Raw genomic sequence first — 16,521 nt, 5'->3', positions numbered from 1 at the left:
GCCACCGCTAGTCCGCCCCGCCCGACACGACCAGCACCGCCACCGCCCCCGCCAGCAGCCCCACCGACAACGCCAGCACCGCCGGGAACCGCGACACCGGCAGATCGGCGCCCCGCCGCATCGCCCGCTCGCACCGCACCCAGTGGTGCACCGCCCGCACCGCGCACAGCGCGCCGCCCGCCAGCAGCACGACGGTGGACACCGTCCGCAGCACCGGATGCAGCCGGGTCAGGAACTGGTCCACCGCGAAACCGCCGCCGACCAGCGCCAGCGCCGTCCGCAGCCAGGCCAGGAACGTCCGCTCGTTGGCCAGGGAGAAACGGTAGTCGGGGGTGGTGCCCTCCTCCCGTATCCGCCCCGGCGCGCACCACAACCGGACCGCGGCCCCCGCCGACCGCAGCCACCGGCCCACCGTCACGACCGGCGCTCCGGCCGCCCGGACCTCCACTCCACCAGCCGCCGGTACGCCTCCAGGCCGTCCGGCACCCACGGCCACTCGTCCAGCCGCCGCACCAGCTCCTCCTCGGGCAGGAAGGCGTGCCAGGCGACCTCCGACTCCTGCGGACGCACCGGCAGGACGCAGCGCACCTCATGGACCGCCGACCACCACGACCGCCCCTCCCGCTCGAAGAGGAAGGTGAACAACGGCTCCGGACGCGGCAGCCCCGTCACCCCCAGCTCCTCCTCCGCCTCGCGCAGCGCCGCCTGGGCATAGCTCTCCCCGGCGCCGACCACCCCGCCCACGAACATGTCGTGGAGCGAGGGGAACACCAGCTTGCGGGCGGTACGGCGGTGGACGAAGATCCGGTCCTCGGCGTCCCGGGCCAGGACGAACACACAGCGGTGCCGGAGACCGCGGGCATAGACCTCGCCGCGCGGGGCCTGCCCGACGACCCGGTCGTGCTCGTCGACGACATCGAGGATCTCGTCCGCGTCCAGCGGAGTGAGGGGGTGCGGTTCCTGAGCGGTCATGGGGCCATGCAACCACCGGCGGGCCGCGACGTCATGACCCGGGTGCGGCCAGGGGCGCGGCACGGCGGGACGCCCGTACGACGCGCAGCCGCCGCCGGCCCCGTCAGCGCGGCTGCAACTCCCGCATCCGGTGGTGCCGCCCCCGGCCCGGCGGCATCGCCGGATGGCTGCCGATGAGGATGATCCCCACCACGATCGCCGCCACCCCGGCCGACTGCCAGGCCAGCGCCCCCGGTGTCACCCGGAGCCGGTCGCCCAGGAACCCCACCCCGCAGGCGATCCCGGCCAGCGGCTGCGCCGCCGTCAGCGCGGGCAGCGACATCCGCAGTGGCGCCGTCTCGAAGGCGCTCTGCACCAGCAGCAGCGCCAGCACCCCGATCACCACCACCGCGTACGGGTACCACGCCACCAGCACCGCGGCCACGCCGCCCTTCTGGAACCGCTGGCCCGTCATCCGCGTCAGCGCGTCCTGGAGCCCGTACAGCAGCCCCGCCGCCACCCCCAGCAGCGCCGCCTCCAGCGACACATGCACCCGCTCCCGCTTCGCGCACACCGCCAGCACCAGCGCCGTCCCCAGCACCGTGCCCATGATCAGCCAGCGCACCGCGGGGCCGGCCGAGGCCCCGCCGCCGTGCGGCCGGCCCGCCACGATGAACGCGGTCACCCCGCCGGCCAGCAGCCACAGCCCGGCCCAGCCGTGGCGGCCGAGCGGCTGCCGGGTCAGCCAGCGCGACAGCGCCATCGCGAACAGCAGGTTCGTCGCCAGCAGCGGCTCGACGAGCGTGATGTCGCCCGCGCCCAGCGCCAGCGCGCCCAGCACCATCCCGCACACCATCAGCCCGACGCCCGCCAGCCAGCGCGGCATCCGCACGAGGTCGAGCAGCAGCCGCGGGGAGAGGAAGTCCTGGAGCGGGGCGTGCTGTGCGGCGGCCTGCTGGAGCACGAAGCCGAGTCCCAGACAGCAGGCCGCGCCGAGCGCCAGCAGCATCACCGTCACGTCGCACACCTCGTATCGCACCGGGGTGGGGATGAGGCCGAGGATAGCCACGGGAGGCCGCCACCGCCGTCGCGTCCGCGCCCACCCGCCCCGTGCCGACCGGTCGGTAGCAACGTATTGACGCCGGTGGTCCGCTGTACCGAGGATCGGTGCCACCACGGCGGCCGGGGTGTCCGCCGGGCCCCGTGAGGAGAGCTGAGATGGCGTACGACGCGGACGTGATCGTGATCGGAGCGGGCCTGGCGGGGCTCGCGGCCACCGCGGAACTCGCGGACGCGGGACGCCGCGTCATCCTCCTCGACCAGGAGCCCGCACAGTCCCTCGGCGGCCAGGCGCACTGGTCCTTCGGCGGACTCTTCCTCGTCGACTCGCCCGAACAGCGCCGGCTGCGCGTCCGCGACAGCCGCGACCTGGCCTGGCAGGACTGGCTCGGCACGGCCGGCTTCGACCGCCCCGAGGACCACTGGCCCCGCCGCTGGGCCGAGGCGTACGTCGACTTCGCGGCCGGGGAGAAGCGGTCCTGGCTGCACCGCCAGGGCGTCCGCTTCTTCCCCGTCGTCGGCTGGGCCGAACGGGGCGGTTACGGCGCGACGGGCCACGGCAACTCCGTCCCCCGCTTCCACATCACCTGGGGCACCGGGCCCGGCCTCCTCGCCCCCTTCGTCCGGCGGGTACGGGCCGCCGCGGCGCGCGGCCTGGTGGACCTGCGCTTCCGGCACCGCGTCACCGCGCTCTCCCGCACCGCCGGGGCCGTGGACACCGTCTGCGGCGAGGTACTGGCCCCCTCGGACGCGGTACGCGGCACACCCAGCGGCCGTGAGGTGGCGGGCGCGTTCACGCTGCGCGCCCAGGCCGTGATCGTCACCTCCGGCGGCATCGGCGGCAACCACGACCTGGTGCGCGCCAACTGGCCCGCCCGGCTGGGCACCCCGCCCCGCAGGATGCTGTCCGGAGTGCCCGCCCATGTCGACGGCGCCATGCTCGGCATCGCCGAGGCGGCCGGCGGCCGGGTCGTCAACCGCGACCGGATGTGGCACTACACCGAGGGCATCACCAACTGGAACTCCATCTGGCCCCGGCACGGCATCCGTATCCTCTCCGGCCCCTCACCGCTGTGGCTCGACGCTCGCGGCAAGCGCCTCCCGGTCCCGCTGTTCCCCGGCTTCGACACCCTGGGAACCCTCGAACACATCATGCGTACCGGTCACGAACACACATGGTTCGTACTCACCCGCAAAATCATCGAAAAGGAATTCACCCTCTCCGGCTCCGAACAGAACCCGGACCTGACCGGAAAAAGCCTCCGCGACGTCCTCGGCCGCGCCCGCGGCGGCGTCCCCGGACCGGTCCGGGCCTTCCTCGACCACGGCGCCGACTTCCTCGTCGAACGCTCCCCGGACGCCCTGGCACGCCGGATGAACGACCTCACCGGCGAACCGCTGATCGATCCGGCGGAACTGCGCCGCGAGATCGAGGCCCGAGACCGCGAGACCGCCAACCCCTTCACCAAGGACCTCCAGGTCACCGCCGTCCGCGGCACCCGCACCTACCTCGGCGACCGCCTCATCCGCACCGCCGCCCCCCACCGCCTGCTCGACCCCGCCGCCGACCCGCTCATCGCCGTACGTCTGAGCATCCTCACCCGCAAGACGCTCGGCGGCCTGGAGACCGACCTCGCCTCCCGCGTCCTCACCGAGGACGGCAGCCCGCTGCCCGGCGTCTACGCCGCGGGAGAGGTGGCCGGATTCGGCGGAGGAGGCGTCCACGGCTACCGCTCCCTGGAGGGCACCTTCCTCGGCGGCTGCCTCTTCTCGGGCCGCACGGCGGGGCGCGCGGCGGCCAGAGCGGTGGGGTGAGGAGTGGGGTGGTGCGCGGGGGGCTTTGGCGTACGGAAGCGGTCCCGGCGTACGGGGGCGGTCCCGTCGTGCGTCGGGCGGTGCGCTCCCCGGCGTTCGTGCCGCCGACGTTCGGGAGCGTTCCCGGCGCGCGAGGCGCGGTCGGCGGCGTAGGGCGCGTCCCCGGCGCCGGTACCGCCCCACGCCCCGGCTCCCCGACGCGCGGTAGCGGGACGACGCGTCCCCGGCCCCGGGGCGCGCCCCGCTCAGCCCTCCAGCGCCTGCCGTACCCGCCGCGACACCGTGATCTCGTACAGGTCGAGGACGCCCGGCGGCTCCGCGACGCCGGGGCCGCCCGCCCGGATCCAGGCCGCGATGTCCGCGAGGGCGTCCTCGTCGTTCACCAGCCCCAGCCAGACCGGGCGGCCGCCCGCGGCCCGGCCGGCGGACGACGGCTGCACCACGACCACATTGGCCTGGTCGCAGACGTCGAGGCACTCCGAGGCGCGCACCGGCGCCGCGTCCCCGAGCGCGGCCCGCAACCGGGGGATCTGCCCGGCGTGGTCGACACCCGGGACCTTGGCCGCGTCACCGCAGCAGCAGCCACGGCAGACGGTCACCCGGCAGGGGGCGGCGGCCGTCCGCCCGGAACGCTTGGAGATCATTCGCCCCATGCTACGGGGGCACCCGCAGCGGCCCCCACGGACCACCGGGCCCCGCCCCCTCGAAGCGCCGCCAGCTCCTCGGAAGGGCCGCAGAACCCCCGGCCCCTGAGCGCCACATGCCCCTGGGATTGCCCGAAGTGCCGCAGGCCCCAGGCCCCTCAGAAGCTCCACAGAATTCCCAAGCCCCGCACCCGTCAGAAGTGCCGCAGCAACTCCGGGAACGACTCCAGCCGCAGCACCTTCCCGTCGTCCGGGTCCAGTTCCTCGTGCTCCAGCACCCAGGTCCGGTCGTGCGGGATGAACACCGCGTTGAGACCGGCCGACCGGGCCGGCAGGATGTCCGACCGCGGCGAGTTCCCGATCATCCACACCGTCTCCGGCGCCCGCCGGTACGTCCGCGTCAGCTCCTCGTACGTGGACACGTCCTTCTCCGCGACGATGTGCACGTCCCGGAAGTGCCCGGTCAGCCCGGACGCCGCGACCTTGCGCCGCTGCTCCTCCGCCTCCCCCTTGGTCAGCATCAGCAACTCGTGCCGCCCCGCCAGCTCCGCCAGCGTCTCCGGCACCCCGGCGATCAGCTCCACCCGCTCCCAGGAGAACCGCGCCGCCCACCCCGCGAACCGCGCCTCCTCCTCGGCGGTCACCTCCCGCCCCCGCAGCAGCGCCACACACTCCCGCAGACTGCGCAGGAACACCACGCTCCCGTACCCGTACGCCCGGGAGTTCGCCGCCTCGATCCGGTCGAGCTCCGCCCGCACCTCCTCCGCGTCACGCCCGGCCCCCGCCATCCACTCCAGGAACTCGTCGATGACCCGCTCGAACACCACATTGCTCTCCCACAATGTGTCGTCCGCGTCGAAAACCAGCACGCTCCACCCCTCCACTCGTCGACTGCCCCGCGCACCCTAGGCGCCACGGGACCATGCGGCACGGCAATTTCGGGGAGCCCGGCACAACGGGGGGAGAGGCGGCCGGGAAAAGCCGCACAAAAGCAAGAAGACCCCAGATCAACTGGGGTCTTCGCTGGTGTCCGAGGGGGGACTTGAACTCTCCACTCGGGCACCAGCCCACAACCGCTCTGACCTGCGGAAACGCCCGCCGACAGGTTTGATTTCGGCGGGCGTTTCTCCTTCTCTTTCCTGCTGTTTCAGGCCCTCTCGGGCCCCTGTTGGTCACGCGTTGGTCATGTGACCAACCCTCGGACCATGGGTCTGGTCAGGACTTTTCGATGACCTCGAAGATATCGGCGTCCGTCTCCTGCTGCCATGCCGGGAGGTCGGGCCAGTCGGCGACGTACCCCGGCTTGGGGTTCTCGAAGTGCTTGAACATCTGCGCGGTCCAGCACACCGCCACGAACCGGCCCTTCTGCTCACGAGAGAGCTTCGCCGTGTGACCGCCACTGGCCTCGAAGAACTGGCGGACCTGGTCATACACGGCGCCTGCGGCCTCGCGCTCCCATTGGGGTGTTTCCTCCCAGGGGGTGACGTACCCGGGCTTCGGCTCCCCCGGGAAGTGGCGGTGTACTCCTTCGATCCAGGCTTCCCGGAACACTCGTGCGCCTTCGACCTGCGACATGCCAACCCCTCTCGTCACGGCGTGCTCAGCGTGGCGATCTCCGCCCCCAGCTCCGCTACCCGGCGGTCCCTGCTCAGGGGGCCGAACTCATCGCACAGGGCCTGGAGTCTACGGGCGACGTACCCGGACGATGATGCTTGGGCCAACCGGACGGCCTCCCGTCCGTACGCGACGACTTGATCAGGGTCACGCCGCTTAGCCCCGACGGCGGCAAGGTCGGCCAGTACGGCGCCCCTGCGCCGGTACGACTGGCCGGGGGCGAGGGCAGTCTGGGCCAGTGCCTGCTTCAAGATTTCCTCCGCCAGATCGAGGCGGCCAAGCTGTACGTAGCGCGCTCCCCGTTCCTCGGCCAACCGCGTGCCGTCGAAGCGTAGCCAGCCTCCATTGGCGCTGTCCGTGCCCAGCTCCCACACCCGCTCGGCCTCGTCCAGTGCGCGCTCACAGGCGGCCAGGTCGCCGATGCCGGCGTACGCCTCGGCCTGGACGGCGGCGACCCAATGACGGGTGGCGAGGCTGCTGTCTCCCCGCTGGGCCAGCTTCTCCGCCGCTCCAAGCGTCTGCGCCGCCTCCTCGTACCGGTGCTCGTACACATCCACGTAGGCGTGCCGCACGAGGGCGCACGCCCACAGGTCGAAGGCTCCGGCGTCCTTGCTGACGGACGCCGCCAGGGAGTAGGACGCTGCCGCGTCGGTGTACCGGTTGGCGTCGAAGGCGACTTCCCCGGCGAGCTGAAAGAGGTCGGCTGCCGCGTTCAGGAGAGGGCCGGAGTTGCCTCGGATATCCGCCAGGGCTTCGTTCAGTGTCGAGAGCTGGTCGCGGACGATGGGATAGACGGAGCCCTTGGAGCGGGCTAGCTGGTAGACCTGCCAAAGGTGACTGTTCATCCGCGTGAGGTCAGCAGGAGCGCCCCTGTACACCCCGTCCGTAAGGGCTTCCGCCTCGCCGAGAGGTAAGGCGGTCAGCGCTCCACTGACGGTGAGGATGCGGAGGAATTCGCGGCGAATCATTTCGTCAGGGTCTCCCGCGCCAGGATGGTCATCGGACTGCTGCCCTGGAATCTCATGGCTGACTCCTCGTGACTGCGCCAGGAGGGCGTCAAGCTCGGTGAGACCGACTTCAAGGGCATCGGCCAAGCTCGGTCGCTGGGGCGGCTGAGGGGTGCTTCTGCCGCTCTCCCAACGCCCGATGGTCGTGCGGTCCACTCCGAGTAACTCGGCCAGTTGCTCCTGACCGTAGCCCAGAGCTTTGCGCCGTTCGGCCATGCTCATGGCTGCCCCTCTCCGTGACCCGCGCCGCCCTGCCCCGTGCACGGAAGTGCGTCAAGACTGCCGCATCGATGCCGTGGGATGAACGGCCTTCCGGCGCTTTTCTTGGAGTTGTTGCCGAACGGCAGTCGCCCCTGGCTGACCGGTCGGCGCCGGACCAGGAAGCGACCGACTGAGGAACCGAGCGCGGATCACCTAGCGATCCGCCTCAATCCCCACCCGGAACGGAGACACAGGTGACCACCGTCGACACTGCAACGATCACAGTCGAACTGCCCGAGGCGTTCGACCCGCGCTGGAACCGCCTGCCCGGCATCACCGTGGACGGCAAGAAGATCACCCTCGACCCGGCCCAGTACTTCTTCCGGTTCGAGGCCAACACCTGGCTGGTCATCGACTGGCAGACCGTGAAGGACGGCCTGCTGGGCACGGAGGAGACCGAGACCGCAAGCGTCGAGCAGATGGCGCTGGAGTTCGTGAAGGCCCACGGCCGCTCGACCAGCGACGCGAGCGAGGTCCTGTCCATCGCGTACCAGGTGTACTCGTACCTGTTCCGTGACGAGCACCTCGCCAAGCTCGGCCTGCCGGGCGTCACCGCCGAGCACCTGAAGATGCTCCGCGAAGCGGCCACCTTCATGGCCCTGAACAAGGTCGAGCTCGACGGCCACATCTCCAACGTGGGCCCGTGCTGGTTCTTCCCCTCCGCGACCGGTCTGGTCTTCGACCTCTCCGACGAGGACGGGCAGGTGCTGGACGAGGTCTACCACGGCGCGTGGTTCAACGAGCACCGCCGGATCGAGGGCATCAAGGCTCACGCCGCGCTCGGCGGTCGGCTGGTCCACGGCTGCCAGTCCAAGCCCGACCAGTCCGGCGGCGTCGTCGCCCCCTACGGCGCGTCGATGGCCACCTTCGGCAAGGAACTCGGCGAGATGAAGGCCGAGTGGATCGAGCAGGTCGACTCCTACCGGGTGACCGCCGCCTGATCCGAGTTGATCCCCGGCCCGGGGTGGCAAGCGCACTGTCGCCCCGGGCCGTGCCCCCGTGACCCATCCCCGGAAGAACGGACCCCCGTGGACAGCAAGCTCATCGCCGCCATCCTCGCCGACATCTGCGCCCGCACTGGCCAGCCACTGCCCACCCGCGAAGAGATGCGGGTGTGGGACATGTCGGGTGTCGAGCGCCTGGCCTTCCCCGGCGGGCGCACCGCGATCTACAAGTACGCCGTCGAACCGTTCGCAAGCGAGGACGAGACCCTTCGCGCCGCCCGCCTGTCCGGCATCCCCGTGCCGGAGGTCATCGGCTCCATCGTCCGAGAAGGCACCCTCGGCATGGTCATCGAGGACCTGGGCGAAGAAGCCCGCGAGGCACAGGACACTGACGGCTTCGCGGCCGCCATCGCCCTGCACCAGGCACCCGCCGCCCCGTCGCTCCGGGAGATGGACGAGGACGCGCTTGCCGCACTGCCCGAGCTCGCGCTCGGCCATCTGCGCCGCCTGCGCGATGCCGGCCGCTGGGGCGACGAGGACACCGCCGACCTCTCCCTTGCCCTGAGCACCCTCGCCGCGTCGGCGGAGAAGCGGGCGATCGGTGCCGAGCTGGCGCCGTTCGGCTGGGTGCACTCCGAGTTCCACCCGACCAGCCTCCACATCGGCGAGGACGGCTGGCGCTTGCTCGACTTCGCCCGTGCGTTCACCGGCCCCGGCCTGCTCGACCTCGCGTCCTGGCACGGCACCACCGGCGACCCGGACCCGGCGAGGCTGCGCGCCTTCATCAAGGCGTACGTGAACGCTGGCGGTGACAAGGACGCTCTTGCCGAGCGCGGCGGCCTGCCTGCCGAACGGTGGGCGCTGGGCTGGCACCGGGCGTGGGCGAGTGAGTGGTTCATGGAGCAGGCGCTTCGCTGGATCAACAACCCCGAGGACGACCCGCTGTACATCAAGGTCGTCCGCAAGCACCTCCTCGCGGCCGTCAGGCTCCTGGAGGCGTGACGTGGACGCTTGGGACGCCCACGCTGCCCAGCGCTTGGCAGACGGCCCACTGCGCCCCCTCGAACCACCCGCTCGGATGGAGTGGACGCAACGCCCCGGCATTGGCCCCGGCGCCGAGATCCTCGGCGAGGACCTGTCAGGGCGACGGGTCGTGGAACTGGGCTGCGGACCCGGCCACAACGCCGCCCATCTGACCAGCCTCGGTGCGAAGGTCACCGGAGTGGACCGCTCGAAAGGGCAGGTCCAACGAGCGCTCGCCCACTACGGACATCACGGGACCGGGTTCGTCCACTCCCGAGCCCTGGGCCACCTCACCCGCGAGAGCGAACGCCTGGACGCCATCGTCTCGGTCTTCGGAGCGATCGGCCTGGACGAACCGTCGAAGCTGCTCGGCGCTTGTTCCCGACGCCTCGGGCGCAAGGGCGTACTTGCCTTCTCGGTACCGCATCCCCAGCGAACCGGCACCGTTCCGGTCAATCCCCGCACCCGCGACCGGATGACTCTGCCGGACGGCACCGCCGCCACGGTGGACCGATGGGATATCGACCTGGCCGCGTGGGTGCGGGCACTCAACCGCGCGGGACTGCTGATCACGGCTGCGCAGAACCTGTTCGCCCCGGCCGATGCCCGCTGGCCGACCACCTTGCTCATCACCGCACGGAAGCCCTGACACCCGACCGAACCCGGGAGGAACCGATGCACCAAGCCCCGTTCCTGCTGTTGGACGTAGACGGCGTCTTCATCCCATTCCCCGAAACGGACGGCGCCACCCCGGCCACCCACCCCCGCCACACGGTCAGCACTGACGACGTGGCCAAGCCGTTCGACGTCTGGCTCAACCCGGACCACGGCAGGCTCATCACCGACGCCATCGGCACCGGACTGATCCGGCCCGTGTGGTGCACGAGCTGGCGGAACGATGCCCGCCGCGTCATCGCCCCGCTGATGGGCCTGCCGGACTTCGAACACATCGAGCTGCCCAACCTGCCGATCAAGACCAGTCACCCCGACGGGTACCTGTGGAAGCGCAACCACGTCGCTGACTGGCTCGCCACCGCTCCGGCCGTGTGGATCGACGACGACTTCACCCACCTCGACCACCAGTGGGCGGCCGACCGTACCGCGTTCGGCAACCCGACCCTGTTGATCGAGCCTGACCCGCACGAGGGCATCCAGCCTGAGCACATCGCGACCGCTCTGGAGTGGGCTGCCAACCATGTGACCGTGAAGGAGGCGGCTTAGTGTCGGCTCGACATGCGGCACCGCCGGACCGTGACCGACTCGGCACGGTGCTCACCGCGAGCTGGGCGGTCAACCCGGCTCACACGGCGAACCCGCCGACCGAGCGGCAGATCAAGGCGGCACAGCCGGACTTCCCCACGCTCAAGGATCACGAGACGACGCACTTCCTCAAGGAGATACGGAAGCCGTGCGGCAACCGGGCGTGCGACGACGGACTGACCCACCACTGCCTTCGGGACGCCCCGCTGTGGACCGCCTGCGCGGCCACCTCATGCCGCCGCAGTGAAGTGCTGGGGTGGAAGTGGTCGCTCGTCCACTGGGATGAGTGCGCCATCGAACTGGCCTGGGTCGTGGTTGAAGAGGGCAACACCTACCGGCTGCGGAAGCTCACCAAGGACGGAGACGACAACGCGATCATCTACGTGGACCAAGCCCTGATGAACATCCTCAAGCGGCAGAAGGAACGCCAGGACGCGGAGCGGGAACGGCTCGGGGATCTCTGGGTGGACCATGACCTTGTGTTCGCCCGCGACGGCTTCAAGCTGTACCGGGGCGAGGCAGGCGGACCGCAGGACCCCGAGAAGGTGTCGGCCCGCTGGCGGACGGCACGCAACCGTCTGCACCTGCCGGAGAACTTCCGGCTGCACGACTGGCGGGCGTCGAAGATCACGAACGATCTCGACAATCACGAGAACCCGGTAGAGGTCTCGGCCAACGCCCGGCACCACTCGCCGGGCTACACCATGGCGCGCTACGGTAGGCGCCGCGCTGAGGGAGCGAAGAAGCTGGCGGCTTCGAGCGCCAGCCGTATCGGCCTGTCATCCCTGGTCTGACCAGGATGTTCGCTCGGCTGTTGGTCACGTGGTTGGTCACGCCACAGCCGGAGAAACAGAAAGACCCCAGGTGAACTGGGGTCTTCGCTGGTGTCCGAGGGGGGACTTGAACCCCCACGCCCGATAAAGGGCACTAGCACCTCAAGCTAGCGCGTCTGCCATTCCGCCACCCGGACTTGGTGACTGCCGGTCCGGCGGGCCGTTCCGACAGAGAAAACAATAGCAAACGTTTCGGGGTGCTCGATCACCCGCGCTTGCGGCCCCGGCGGCTGTGACCAGGACGTGTACGGAGCATTGCGGCCTTGGGCGTGGCGGCGGGGGGAGGGAGGATGGCCGAGGACCCCTGCCGTGATCCGCGCTCCCCGGGAGCGCGGCGCGGCCGTGAACCCCAAGGAGGCAGTGTGAGCGAGTCGCAGCCGGTCCGGACGGTCACCGGCGAGGACGAGGTCGTCGACCTGTGCCGGGACCTGATCCGGATGGACACCAGCAATTACGGCGACCACTCGGGCCCCGGTGAGCGTGCCGCCGCCGAGTATGTCGCGGAGAAGCTCGCCGAGGTCGGTCTCGAACCGCGGATCTTCGAGTCGCACAAGGGCCGCGCGTCGACGGTGGCCCGGATCGAGGGCGAGGACCGCTCGCGGCCCGCGCTGCTCATCCACGGGCACACCGACGTCGTACCGGCCAACGCCGAGGACTGGACCCACCACCCGTTCTCCGGCGAGATCGCCGACGGTTGCGTCTGGGGCCGCGGCGCGGTCGACATGAAGGACATGGACGCCATGACGCTGGCGGTCGTCCGCGACCGGCTGCGGTCCGGGCGCAGGCCGCCGCGCGACATCGTGCTGGCGTTCCTGGCGGACGAGGAGGCCGGCGGTACCTACGGCGCGCGGTTCCTCGTCGACAAGCACCCCGAGCTGTTCGAGGGCGTCACCGAGGCCATCAGCGAGGTCGGCGGCTTCTCCTTCACCGTCAACGAGCAGCTGCGGCTCTACCTGATCGAGACGGCCCAGAAGGGCATGCACTGGATGAAGCTGACCGTGGACGGCAGTGCCGGACACGGGTCGATGATCCACAAGGACAACGCCATCACCGAACTGTCCGAGGCCGTCGGACGGTTGGGCAGGCACGAGTTCCCCGTACGGGTCACCAAGACCCTGCGGGTCTTCCTGGACGAGCTGGGCGATGCCTTGGGCACCGAGCTCGACCCGGAGAACATGGACGCGACGCTGGCGAAGCTCGGCGGCATCGCCAAGCTGATCGGCGCCTCGCTGCGCAACACCGCCAACCCGACCCAGCTCGGCGCCGGCTACAAGGTCAACGTCATCCCGGGCCAGGCCACCGCCCATGTCGACGGCCGCTTCCTGCCCGGGTACGAGGAGGAGTTCCTGGCCGACCTGGACCGCGTCCTCGGCCCCCGCGTCAGGCGTGAGGACGTGCACGCCGACAAGGCACTGGAGACGACCTTCGACGGTTCGCTCGTCGAGGCGATGCAGTCGGCCCTCCAGGCGGAGGACCCGATCGCCAAGGCCGTCCCGTACATGCTCTCCGCGGGGACGGACGCCAAGTCCTTCGACGACCTGGGCATCCGCGGCTTCGGTTTCGCGCCGCTCAAGCTGCCGCCCGAGCTGGACTTCGCGGGCATGTTCCACGGTGTGGACGAGCGGGTGCCGGTCGACGGGCTGAAGTTCGGCGTGCGGGTGCTGGACCGGTTCATCGACCAGAGCTGACCTCCGGGCGGGCGCGGCACGGTACGGCAGCGGTGCCGCGCGCCGGGATTTCCTCCGGAAATCTGGCACTTGTGCCGACTTAGCTGAAAAGAGTGAATGCCCGGAAGGGGGCGTAGCTTCCTTCCTTTCCCCTTCGTTGCAGTCGGTGCGGTCCGCGGCTGGGACCGCATCGCCACCAAGGAGGAAGAATGATCAAGAAAGTCGTTGCGGCTGCGACACTGACCGGAAGCTTCGTGCTCGCCGGCGCGGGTCTGGCCGTTGCCGACTCGGATGCCAAGGGCGCGGCGGTGAACTCCCCCGGCGTCATCTCCGGCAACAACATCCAGGTGCCGATCCATCTGCCGATCAATGTCTGTGGCAACACGGTCGACATCATCGCGCTGCTGAACCCCGCCTTCGGCACCACCTGCGTCAACTCCTGAGGTCGGACACCTCGCAGGCGGGCCCGTAAGGGCCCGACCCCCGGAAGGCTCCGGGACGCGTCACGGGCGTTCCGGAGCCGACGGCCATATATCGGCGGGCAGGCCGGACCGGCGACGACCCGCATTCCTAGAGGCACAGGCAGGGGAAGCAACCTATGAGACAGGTCGCACGCAAGGGCCTGATCACCATGGCGGCCGCGGGCGGAGTGCTCGCGGCGGCCGCGGGCTACGCCCACGCGGACTCCGGGGCGCAGGGCGTCTCGGCACAGTCGCCCGGAGTCATCTCCGGCAACAACGTCCAGGTGCCGGTCGACGTACCGGTCAACTTCTGCGGCAACACGGTCGACATCGTCGCGCTGCTGAACCCGGCGTTCGGCAATGCCTGCGCCAACGGCTCGGGCAAGGAACACCGTCCGCCCCACGACGGGGGCCACAAGGGCCACGACGGCGCACACGCCGCCGGCCAGGCCGTCGGCTCACCCGGTGTCGGGTCCGGCAACAACGTCCAGGTGCCGGTCGACGTACCGGTCAACGCCTGCGGCAACAGCGTCGACGTCGTCGGACTGCTGAACCCCGCGTTCGGCAACGACTGCGCCAACGAGGTGCCCGTGCCGGAGAAGCCGGAGCACCCCGGGCAGCCGGGACACCCGGTCACCCCGCCGCACCCGGTCACTCCACCGCAACCGGGGAAGCCGGAGCACCCGGTCACCCCACCGAAGCCGGGGAAGCCGCAGCACCCCGCTCCTCCGGTGACGCACCGTCCGCCCGCTCCGAGCACTCCCGGCGAGCGGACGCAGCCTCCGGCGCACCACGCCCCGAAGCCCACCGGGGAACTCGCGCACACCGGCGCGGGCCCGGTCGGCTACGCGGCCCCGGCCGGCGCCCTGATGCTGCTCGGCGGCGTCGTGCTCTACCGCCGGTCACGCACCGCCCGACGCTGACGCCGGACGCGTACCGGCCGCAGGCAGGACAGAAGCGGACCCCGGACGACCGGGGTCCGCTTCGCCGCGTCCGGGGCCGTCAGGTCACCATGTGGCGCGCAGCTGGCGGATGATCCGGCGGCGCAGCCGCACCTTGCGGCTCCCGTCCGGGTTGAGGCGCAGTCGGTCCAACTCCCAGTGTCCGTACTCGGCATGATCGGTCAGCAGGCGTGTGGCGGCCTTGCGGGACACCCCTCGCGGCACATACACATCGCAGAATTCGTATTCCGGCATCGAATCTATTGTGCGGGACCGGCCCCGGTACGGATAGCGTCTGCACTATGTCTGATGCTGCGCAGCCTTCCGCTGCCGAGGTACGTGCCGCCGCAGAGGCGGTCAAGGCCGCACTGGACCGTCACCTCGACGCGGTCGAACACCGCTCGGGGCAGGACGACCCGGCCGTTTACTCCGCGTTCGACGCCCTCGCCGCGGCCGCCGAGGCCTACGACGAGCTGCTGTACGACACCTACGACGAGGTCACCCCCTTCGAGATCCCCGGGAGCGACAACCTGCCCCCGTACACGGGGCCCGAGGAACCGAGCGCGCTGAGCGTCCTGATCCGGCGGGATTACGCGGTGGCCGAACCGCAGCGGCTGCTGCACCAGGCACAGCGCGTCGCCGACCTCGACCCGGAGGCCGTCGAGGACACCGGCAGCGGCCACGACACGGAGGGCACCACGGCCGCCGTCGTGGGCAGCAGCGTCTACGCCGCCCTCGGCGTGCTGTTCGGGGAATACGAACCGGACGAAATCGCCTCCCGGCACAAGGAGTTCGGCCTGGAGGAGGGCGACGCCACCTTGTGGGTCGCGGCGGCCGACGAACCGCCGGAGCCGGGCGAGTGGCTGTCCGCCCCGTTCGAGGACGTCGACCCGCAGCAGGTGGTGTGCCGCTTCGACGTCAGCTCCGTCTTCGACGAGGAACCGGACGACGGCGGGCCGCTCCCGCCGCGCGGCGGAGGGCGCTGAGGACGACGGAACGGACCACGGGCCCGGCCCGGCCTGTGCCGCCACGGCGGTCGTGGCCGGGCCGGGCCCGTGACGGGCGTCAGTCCTCCGGCGTGCCGTCCGCCGCGCCGGAGGCGTCCTGCGTCCGCAGCAGGGTGCGCAACCGGGTGGTGCGCTCCTTGACGGGGATCTCCGCGACGGCACGGGGCAGCGCCTGGCCGACGCCCTGCACCACCGACAGATGGCGTTCACCGCGGCCGAACGCGGTGTACACCCAGGACCGGGTCAGGCCGGGCGCCGCGTCGCCGGGCAGCACCACGACCACGGCGGGCCAGCGCGCGCCCGCCGCCTGATGGGCGGTGAGCGCCCAGCCGTGCCGTACCGCGCCCGCCTCGACGCGCTCCCGTGCCAGCGTCACCGGCCCGCCGTCGCAGTCCAGGCGCAGCCCGGCGGCGTCCGCGCCCGCGACCGTGCCCGTCAGGGTGCGGCCGGGGGCGGGGGAGTAGGCGACGCGGTCACCGGGGTCGAAGCCGCCGAACCGGCCGGGGCCCGGGTTGAGGCGTTCCTTGAGCGCGGCGTTGAGCGCGTGGGTGCCGGCCGCTCCGCCGTGGCCGACGGTGATCACCTGCGTCCGCTCCGCGGGCACCCCCAGTGCCCGCGGCACCGAATCGGCCACCAACTGGACCGTGCGGTGCACCGCCTCCGGCGCGTCCCGCACCGGGACGATCACGACCTCCTTGCCGGGCGCCTCCACCGGGGCCAGCTCCCCGGCGCCGATGCCCGACACCAGCTCGCCGATCGGGCCGGAGTCCGGGGTGCGGGAGGAGACGTGCGGGCAGTACCGGGCGGCGAGGAGATCGGCGAAGAGACGGCCGGGGCCCGCGGACCACAGCACGCCGGGGTCGCCGCTGAGCACCAGCCGTGTCCCGTCGGCCAGCGACTCGACGAGCAGCGCCGCGGTCTCCAGGTCCAGCTGCGGCGCGTCGAGCACGACCAGCAGATCGACCGCCAGCGTGCCCTCCGCGTCCCGGCCGGGGCCCTGCCGGCCCGCCAGCAGCCCCTCGACGGTGACGGCC

Annotated in this window: 19 protein-coding genes and 1 tRNA gene; 10 read left to right on the top strand and 10 right to left on the bottom strand. The window is 71.3% G+C overall.

Annotation, left to right across the window (positions count from 1 at the left end; translation table 11 throughout):
- Positions 1-7: 7 nt before the first annotated feature.
- From AC51EU_RS16640 to AC51EU_RS16630, 3 genes are all read right to left on the bottom strand, one after another.
- Positions 8-418: a YidH family protein gene (locus tag AC51EU_RS16640; RefSeq protein ID WP_496267726.1), complete on the bottom strand. Its 411-nt coding sequence runs from the start codon at positions 416-418 to the stop codon at positions 8-10.
- Positions 415-972: an NUDIX hydrolase gene (locus AC51EU_RS16635; protein WP_496267725.1), complete on the bottom strand. Its 558-nt coding sequence runs from the start codon at positions 970-972 to the stop codon at positions 415-417. The genes AC51EU_RS16640 and AC51EU_RS16635 overlap by 4 nt, the downstream gene beginning before the upstream one ends.
- A 103-nt stretch (positions 973-1,075) precedes the next feature.
- Positions 1,076-1,960, bottom strand: coding sequence for a DMT family transporter (locus AC51EU_RS16630; RefSeq protein WP_496267727.1), 885 nt, complete (start codon positions 1,958-1,960; stop codon positions 1,076-1,078).
- A gap of 209 nt (positions 1,961-2,169) precedes the next feature.
- On the opposite strand from AC51EU_RS16630, the gene AC51EU_RS16625 reads away from it, so the two are divergent.
- Positions 2,170-3,825 carry an FAD-binding dehydrogenase gene (locus tag AC51EU_RS16625; protein WP_496267724.1) on the top strand — a complete coding sequence of 552 codons (1,656 nt, stop codon included), beginning with the start codon at positions 2,170-2,172 and terminating at the stop codon, positions 3,823-3,825.
- Between the two features lie 245 nt (positions 3,826-4,070).
- Here AC51EU_RS16625 and AC51EU_RS16620 read toward each other — a convergent pair whose 3' ends face one another.
- From AC51EU_RS16620 to AC51EU_RS16605, 4 genes are all read right to left on the bottom strand, one after another.
- Complete coding sequence (locus AC51EU_RS16620) at positions 4,071-4,469, bottom strand: (2Fe-2S) ferredoxin domain-containing protein (RefSeq protein WP_496267723.1); 399 nt, start codon at positions 4,467-4,469, stop codon at positions 4,071-4,073.
- A 194-nt stretch (positions 4,470-4,663) separates the two neighbouring features.
- Positions 4,664-5,338, bottom strand: coding sequence for an HAD family hydrolase (locus tag AC51EU_RS16615; protein WP_496267722.1), 675 nt, complete (start codon positions 5,336-5,338; stop codon positions 4,664-4,666).
- Positions 5,339-5,684: 346 nt separating this feature from the next.
- Entirely contained in the window at positions 5,685-6,044 is a 360-nt protein-coding gene (locus AC51EU_RS16610) for a hypothetical protein (RefSeq protein WP_496267721.1), read from the bottom strand.
- A 14-nt stretch (positions 6,045-6,058) separates the two neighbouring features.
- Positions 6,059-7,312, bottom strand: a complete 1,254-nt coding sequence (locus AC51EU_RS16605; protein ID WP_496267720.1) for an NsdA family TPR-like regulatory protein — start codon at positions 7,310-7,312, stop codon at positions 6,059-6,061.
- A 233-nt stretch (positions 7,313-7,545) separates the two neighbouring features.
- On the opposite strand from AC51EU_RS16605, the gene AC51EU_RS16600 reads away from it, so the two are divergent.
- From AC51EU_RS16600 to AC51EU_RS16580, 5 genes are all read left to right on the top strand, one after another.
- Complete coding sequence (locus tag AC51EU_RS16600) at positions 7,546-8,292, top strand: hypothetical protein (protein ID WP_496267719.1); 747 nt, start codon at positions 7,546-7,548, stop codon at positions 8,290-8,292.
- 87 nt (positions 8,293-8,379) lie between these two features.
- Positions 8,380-9,297 carry a phosphotransferase family protein gene (locus AC51EU_RS16595; protein WP_496267718.1) on the top strand — a complete coding sequence of 306 codons (918 nt, stop codon included), beginning with the start codon at positions 8,380-8,382 and terminating at the stop codon, positions 9,295-9,297.
- Positions 9,298-9,331: 34 nt separating this feature from the next.
- Complete coding sequence (locus tag AC51EU_RS16590) at positions 9,332-9,967, top strand: class I SAM-dependent methyltransferase (RefSeq protein WP_496267717.1); 636 nt, start codon at positions 9,332-9,334, stop codon at positions 9,965-9,967.
- A 26-nt stretch (positions 9,968-9,993) separates the two neighbouring features.
- Positions 9,994-10,539 (top strand): HAD domain-containing protein, encoded by a 546-nt coding sequence (locus AC51EU_RS16585; RefSeq protein WP_496267716.1) that lies wholly within the window; start codon positions 9,994-9,996, stop codon positions 10,537-10,539.
- Positions 10,539-11,372 carry a site-specific integrase gene (locus AC51EU_RS16580; protein WP_496267715.1) on the top strand — a complete coding sequence of 278 codons (834 nt, stop codon included), beginning with the start codon at positions 10,539-10,541 and terminating at the stop codon, positions 11,370-11,372. The genes AC51EU_RS16585 and AC51EU_RS16580 overlap by 1 nt, the downstream gene beginning before the upstream one ends.
- 88 nt (positions 11,373-11,460) lie before the next feature.
- On the opposite strand, the gene AC51EU_RS16575 is transcribed toward AC51EU_RS16580, so the two are convergent.
- A tRNA-Leu gene (locus AC51EU_RS16575) sits at positions 11,461-11,548 on the bottom strand.
- A 225-nt stretch (positions 11,549-11,773) separates the two neighbouring features.
- On the opposite strand from AC51EU_RS16575, the gene AC51EU_RS16570 reads away from it, so the two are divergent.
- The 3 genes from AC51EU_RS16570 (at position 11,774) to AC51EU_RS16560 (ending at position 14,462) form a co-directional block, all read left to right on the top strand.
- Positions 11,774-13,099, top strand: a complete 1,326-nt coding sequence (locus tag AC51EU_RS16570; protein WP_496267714.1) for a M20/M25/M40 family metallo-hydrolase — start codon at positions 11,774-11,776, stop codon at positions 13,097-13,099.
- Positions 13,100-13,287: 188 nt separating this feature from the next.
- Positions 13,288-13,521, top strand: a complete 234-nt coding sequence (locus AC51EU_RS16565) for a chaplin (RefSeq protein ID WP_496267713.1) — start codon at positions 13,288-13,290, stop codon at positions 13,519-13,521.
- A 155-nt stretch (positions 13,522-13,676) separates the two neighbouring features.
- The gene (locus AC51EU_RS16560; protein ID WP_496267712.1) at positions 13,677-14,462 is read left to right on the top strand and encodes a chaplin; all 786 of its coding nucleotides are present in this window, start codon (positions 13,677-13,679) and stop codon (positions 14,460-14,462) included.
- Between the two features lie 84 nt (positions 14,463-14,546).
- Here AC51EU_RS16560 and AC51EU_RS16555 read toward each other — a convergent pair whose 3' ends face one another.
- Positions 14,547-14,735, bottom strand: coding sequence for a DUF5703 family protein (locus AC51EU_RS16555; RefSeq protein WP_006607658.1), 189 nt, complete (start codon positions 14,733-14,735; stop codon positions 14,547-14,549).
- Positions 14,736-14,782: 47 nt separating this feature from the next.
- Here AC51EU_RS16555 and AC51EU_RS16550 point away from each other — a divergent pair, with 47 nt between their 5' ends.
- Positions 14,783-15,466, top strand: a complete 684-nt coding sequence (locus AC51EU_RS16550) for a hypothetical protein (RefSeq protein ID WP_496267710.1) — start codon at positions 14,783-14,785, stop codon at positions 15,464-15,466.
- Between the two features lie 79 nt (positions 15,467-15,545).
- On the opposite strand, the gene AC51EU_RS16545 is transcribed toward AC51EU_RS16550, so the two are convergent.
- Positions 15,546-16,521, bottom strand: a 976-nt coding sequence (locus AC51EU_RS16545) for an ATP-binding domain-containing protein (RefSeq protein ID WP_496267709.1), incomplete at its 5' end; no start/stop codon positions are given.

This window comes from Candidatus Streptomyces philanthi (genome assembly GCF_059553635.1).
The sequence above is the reverse complement of the archived record's forward strand: the minus strand, read 5'-3'. Positions and strand labels throughout refer to the sequence as shown.

Coding starts and splice junctions, on each gene's coding strand:
- AC51EU_RS16635 (WP_496267725.1), bottom strand. CDS start 972: ATGACCGCTCAGGAACCGCACCCCCTCACTCCGCTGGACGCGGACGAG.
- AC51EU_RS16630 (WP_496267727.1), bottom strand. CDS start 1,960: ATGCTGCTGGCGCTCGGCGCGGCCTGCTGTCTGGGACTCGGCTTCGTG.
- AC51EU_RS16625 (WP_496267724.1), top strand. CDS start 2,170: ATGGCGTACGACGCGGACGTGATCGTGATCGGAGCGGGCCTGGCGGGG.
- AC51EU_RS16620 (WP_496267723.1), bottom strand. CDS start 4,469: ATGATCTCCAAGCGTTCCGGGCGGACGGCCGCCGCCCCCTGCCGGGTG.
- AC51EU_RS16610 (WP_496267721.1), bottom strand. CDS start 6,044: ATGTCGCAGGTCGAAGGCGCACGAGTGTTCCGGGAAGCCTGGATCGAA.
- AC51EU_RS16605 (WP_496267720.1), bottom strand. CDS start 7,312: ATGAGCATGGCCGAACGGCGCAAAGCTCTGGGCTACGGTCAGGAGCAA.
- AC51EU_RS16585 (WP_496267716.1), top strand. CDS start 9,994: ATGCACCAAGCCCCGTTCCTGCTGTTGGACGTAGACGGCGTCTTCATC.
- AC51EU_RS16565 (WP_496267713.1), top strand. CDS start 13,288: ATGATCAAGAAAGTCGTTGCGGCTGCGACACTGACCGGAAGCTTCGTG.
- AC51EU_RS16560 (WP_496267712.1), top strand. CDS start 13,677: ATGAGACAGGTCGCACGCAAGGGCCTGATCACCATGGCGGCCGCGGGC.
- AC51EU_RS16555 (WP_006607658.1), bottom strand. CDS start 14,735: ATGCCGGAATACGAATTCTGCGATGTGTATGTGCCGCGAGGGGTGTCC.
- AC51EU_RS16550 (WP_496267710.1), top strand. CDS start 14,783: ATGTCTGATGCTGCGCAGCCTTCCGCTGCCGAGGTACGTGCCGCCGCA.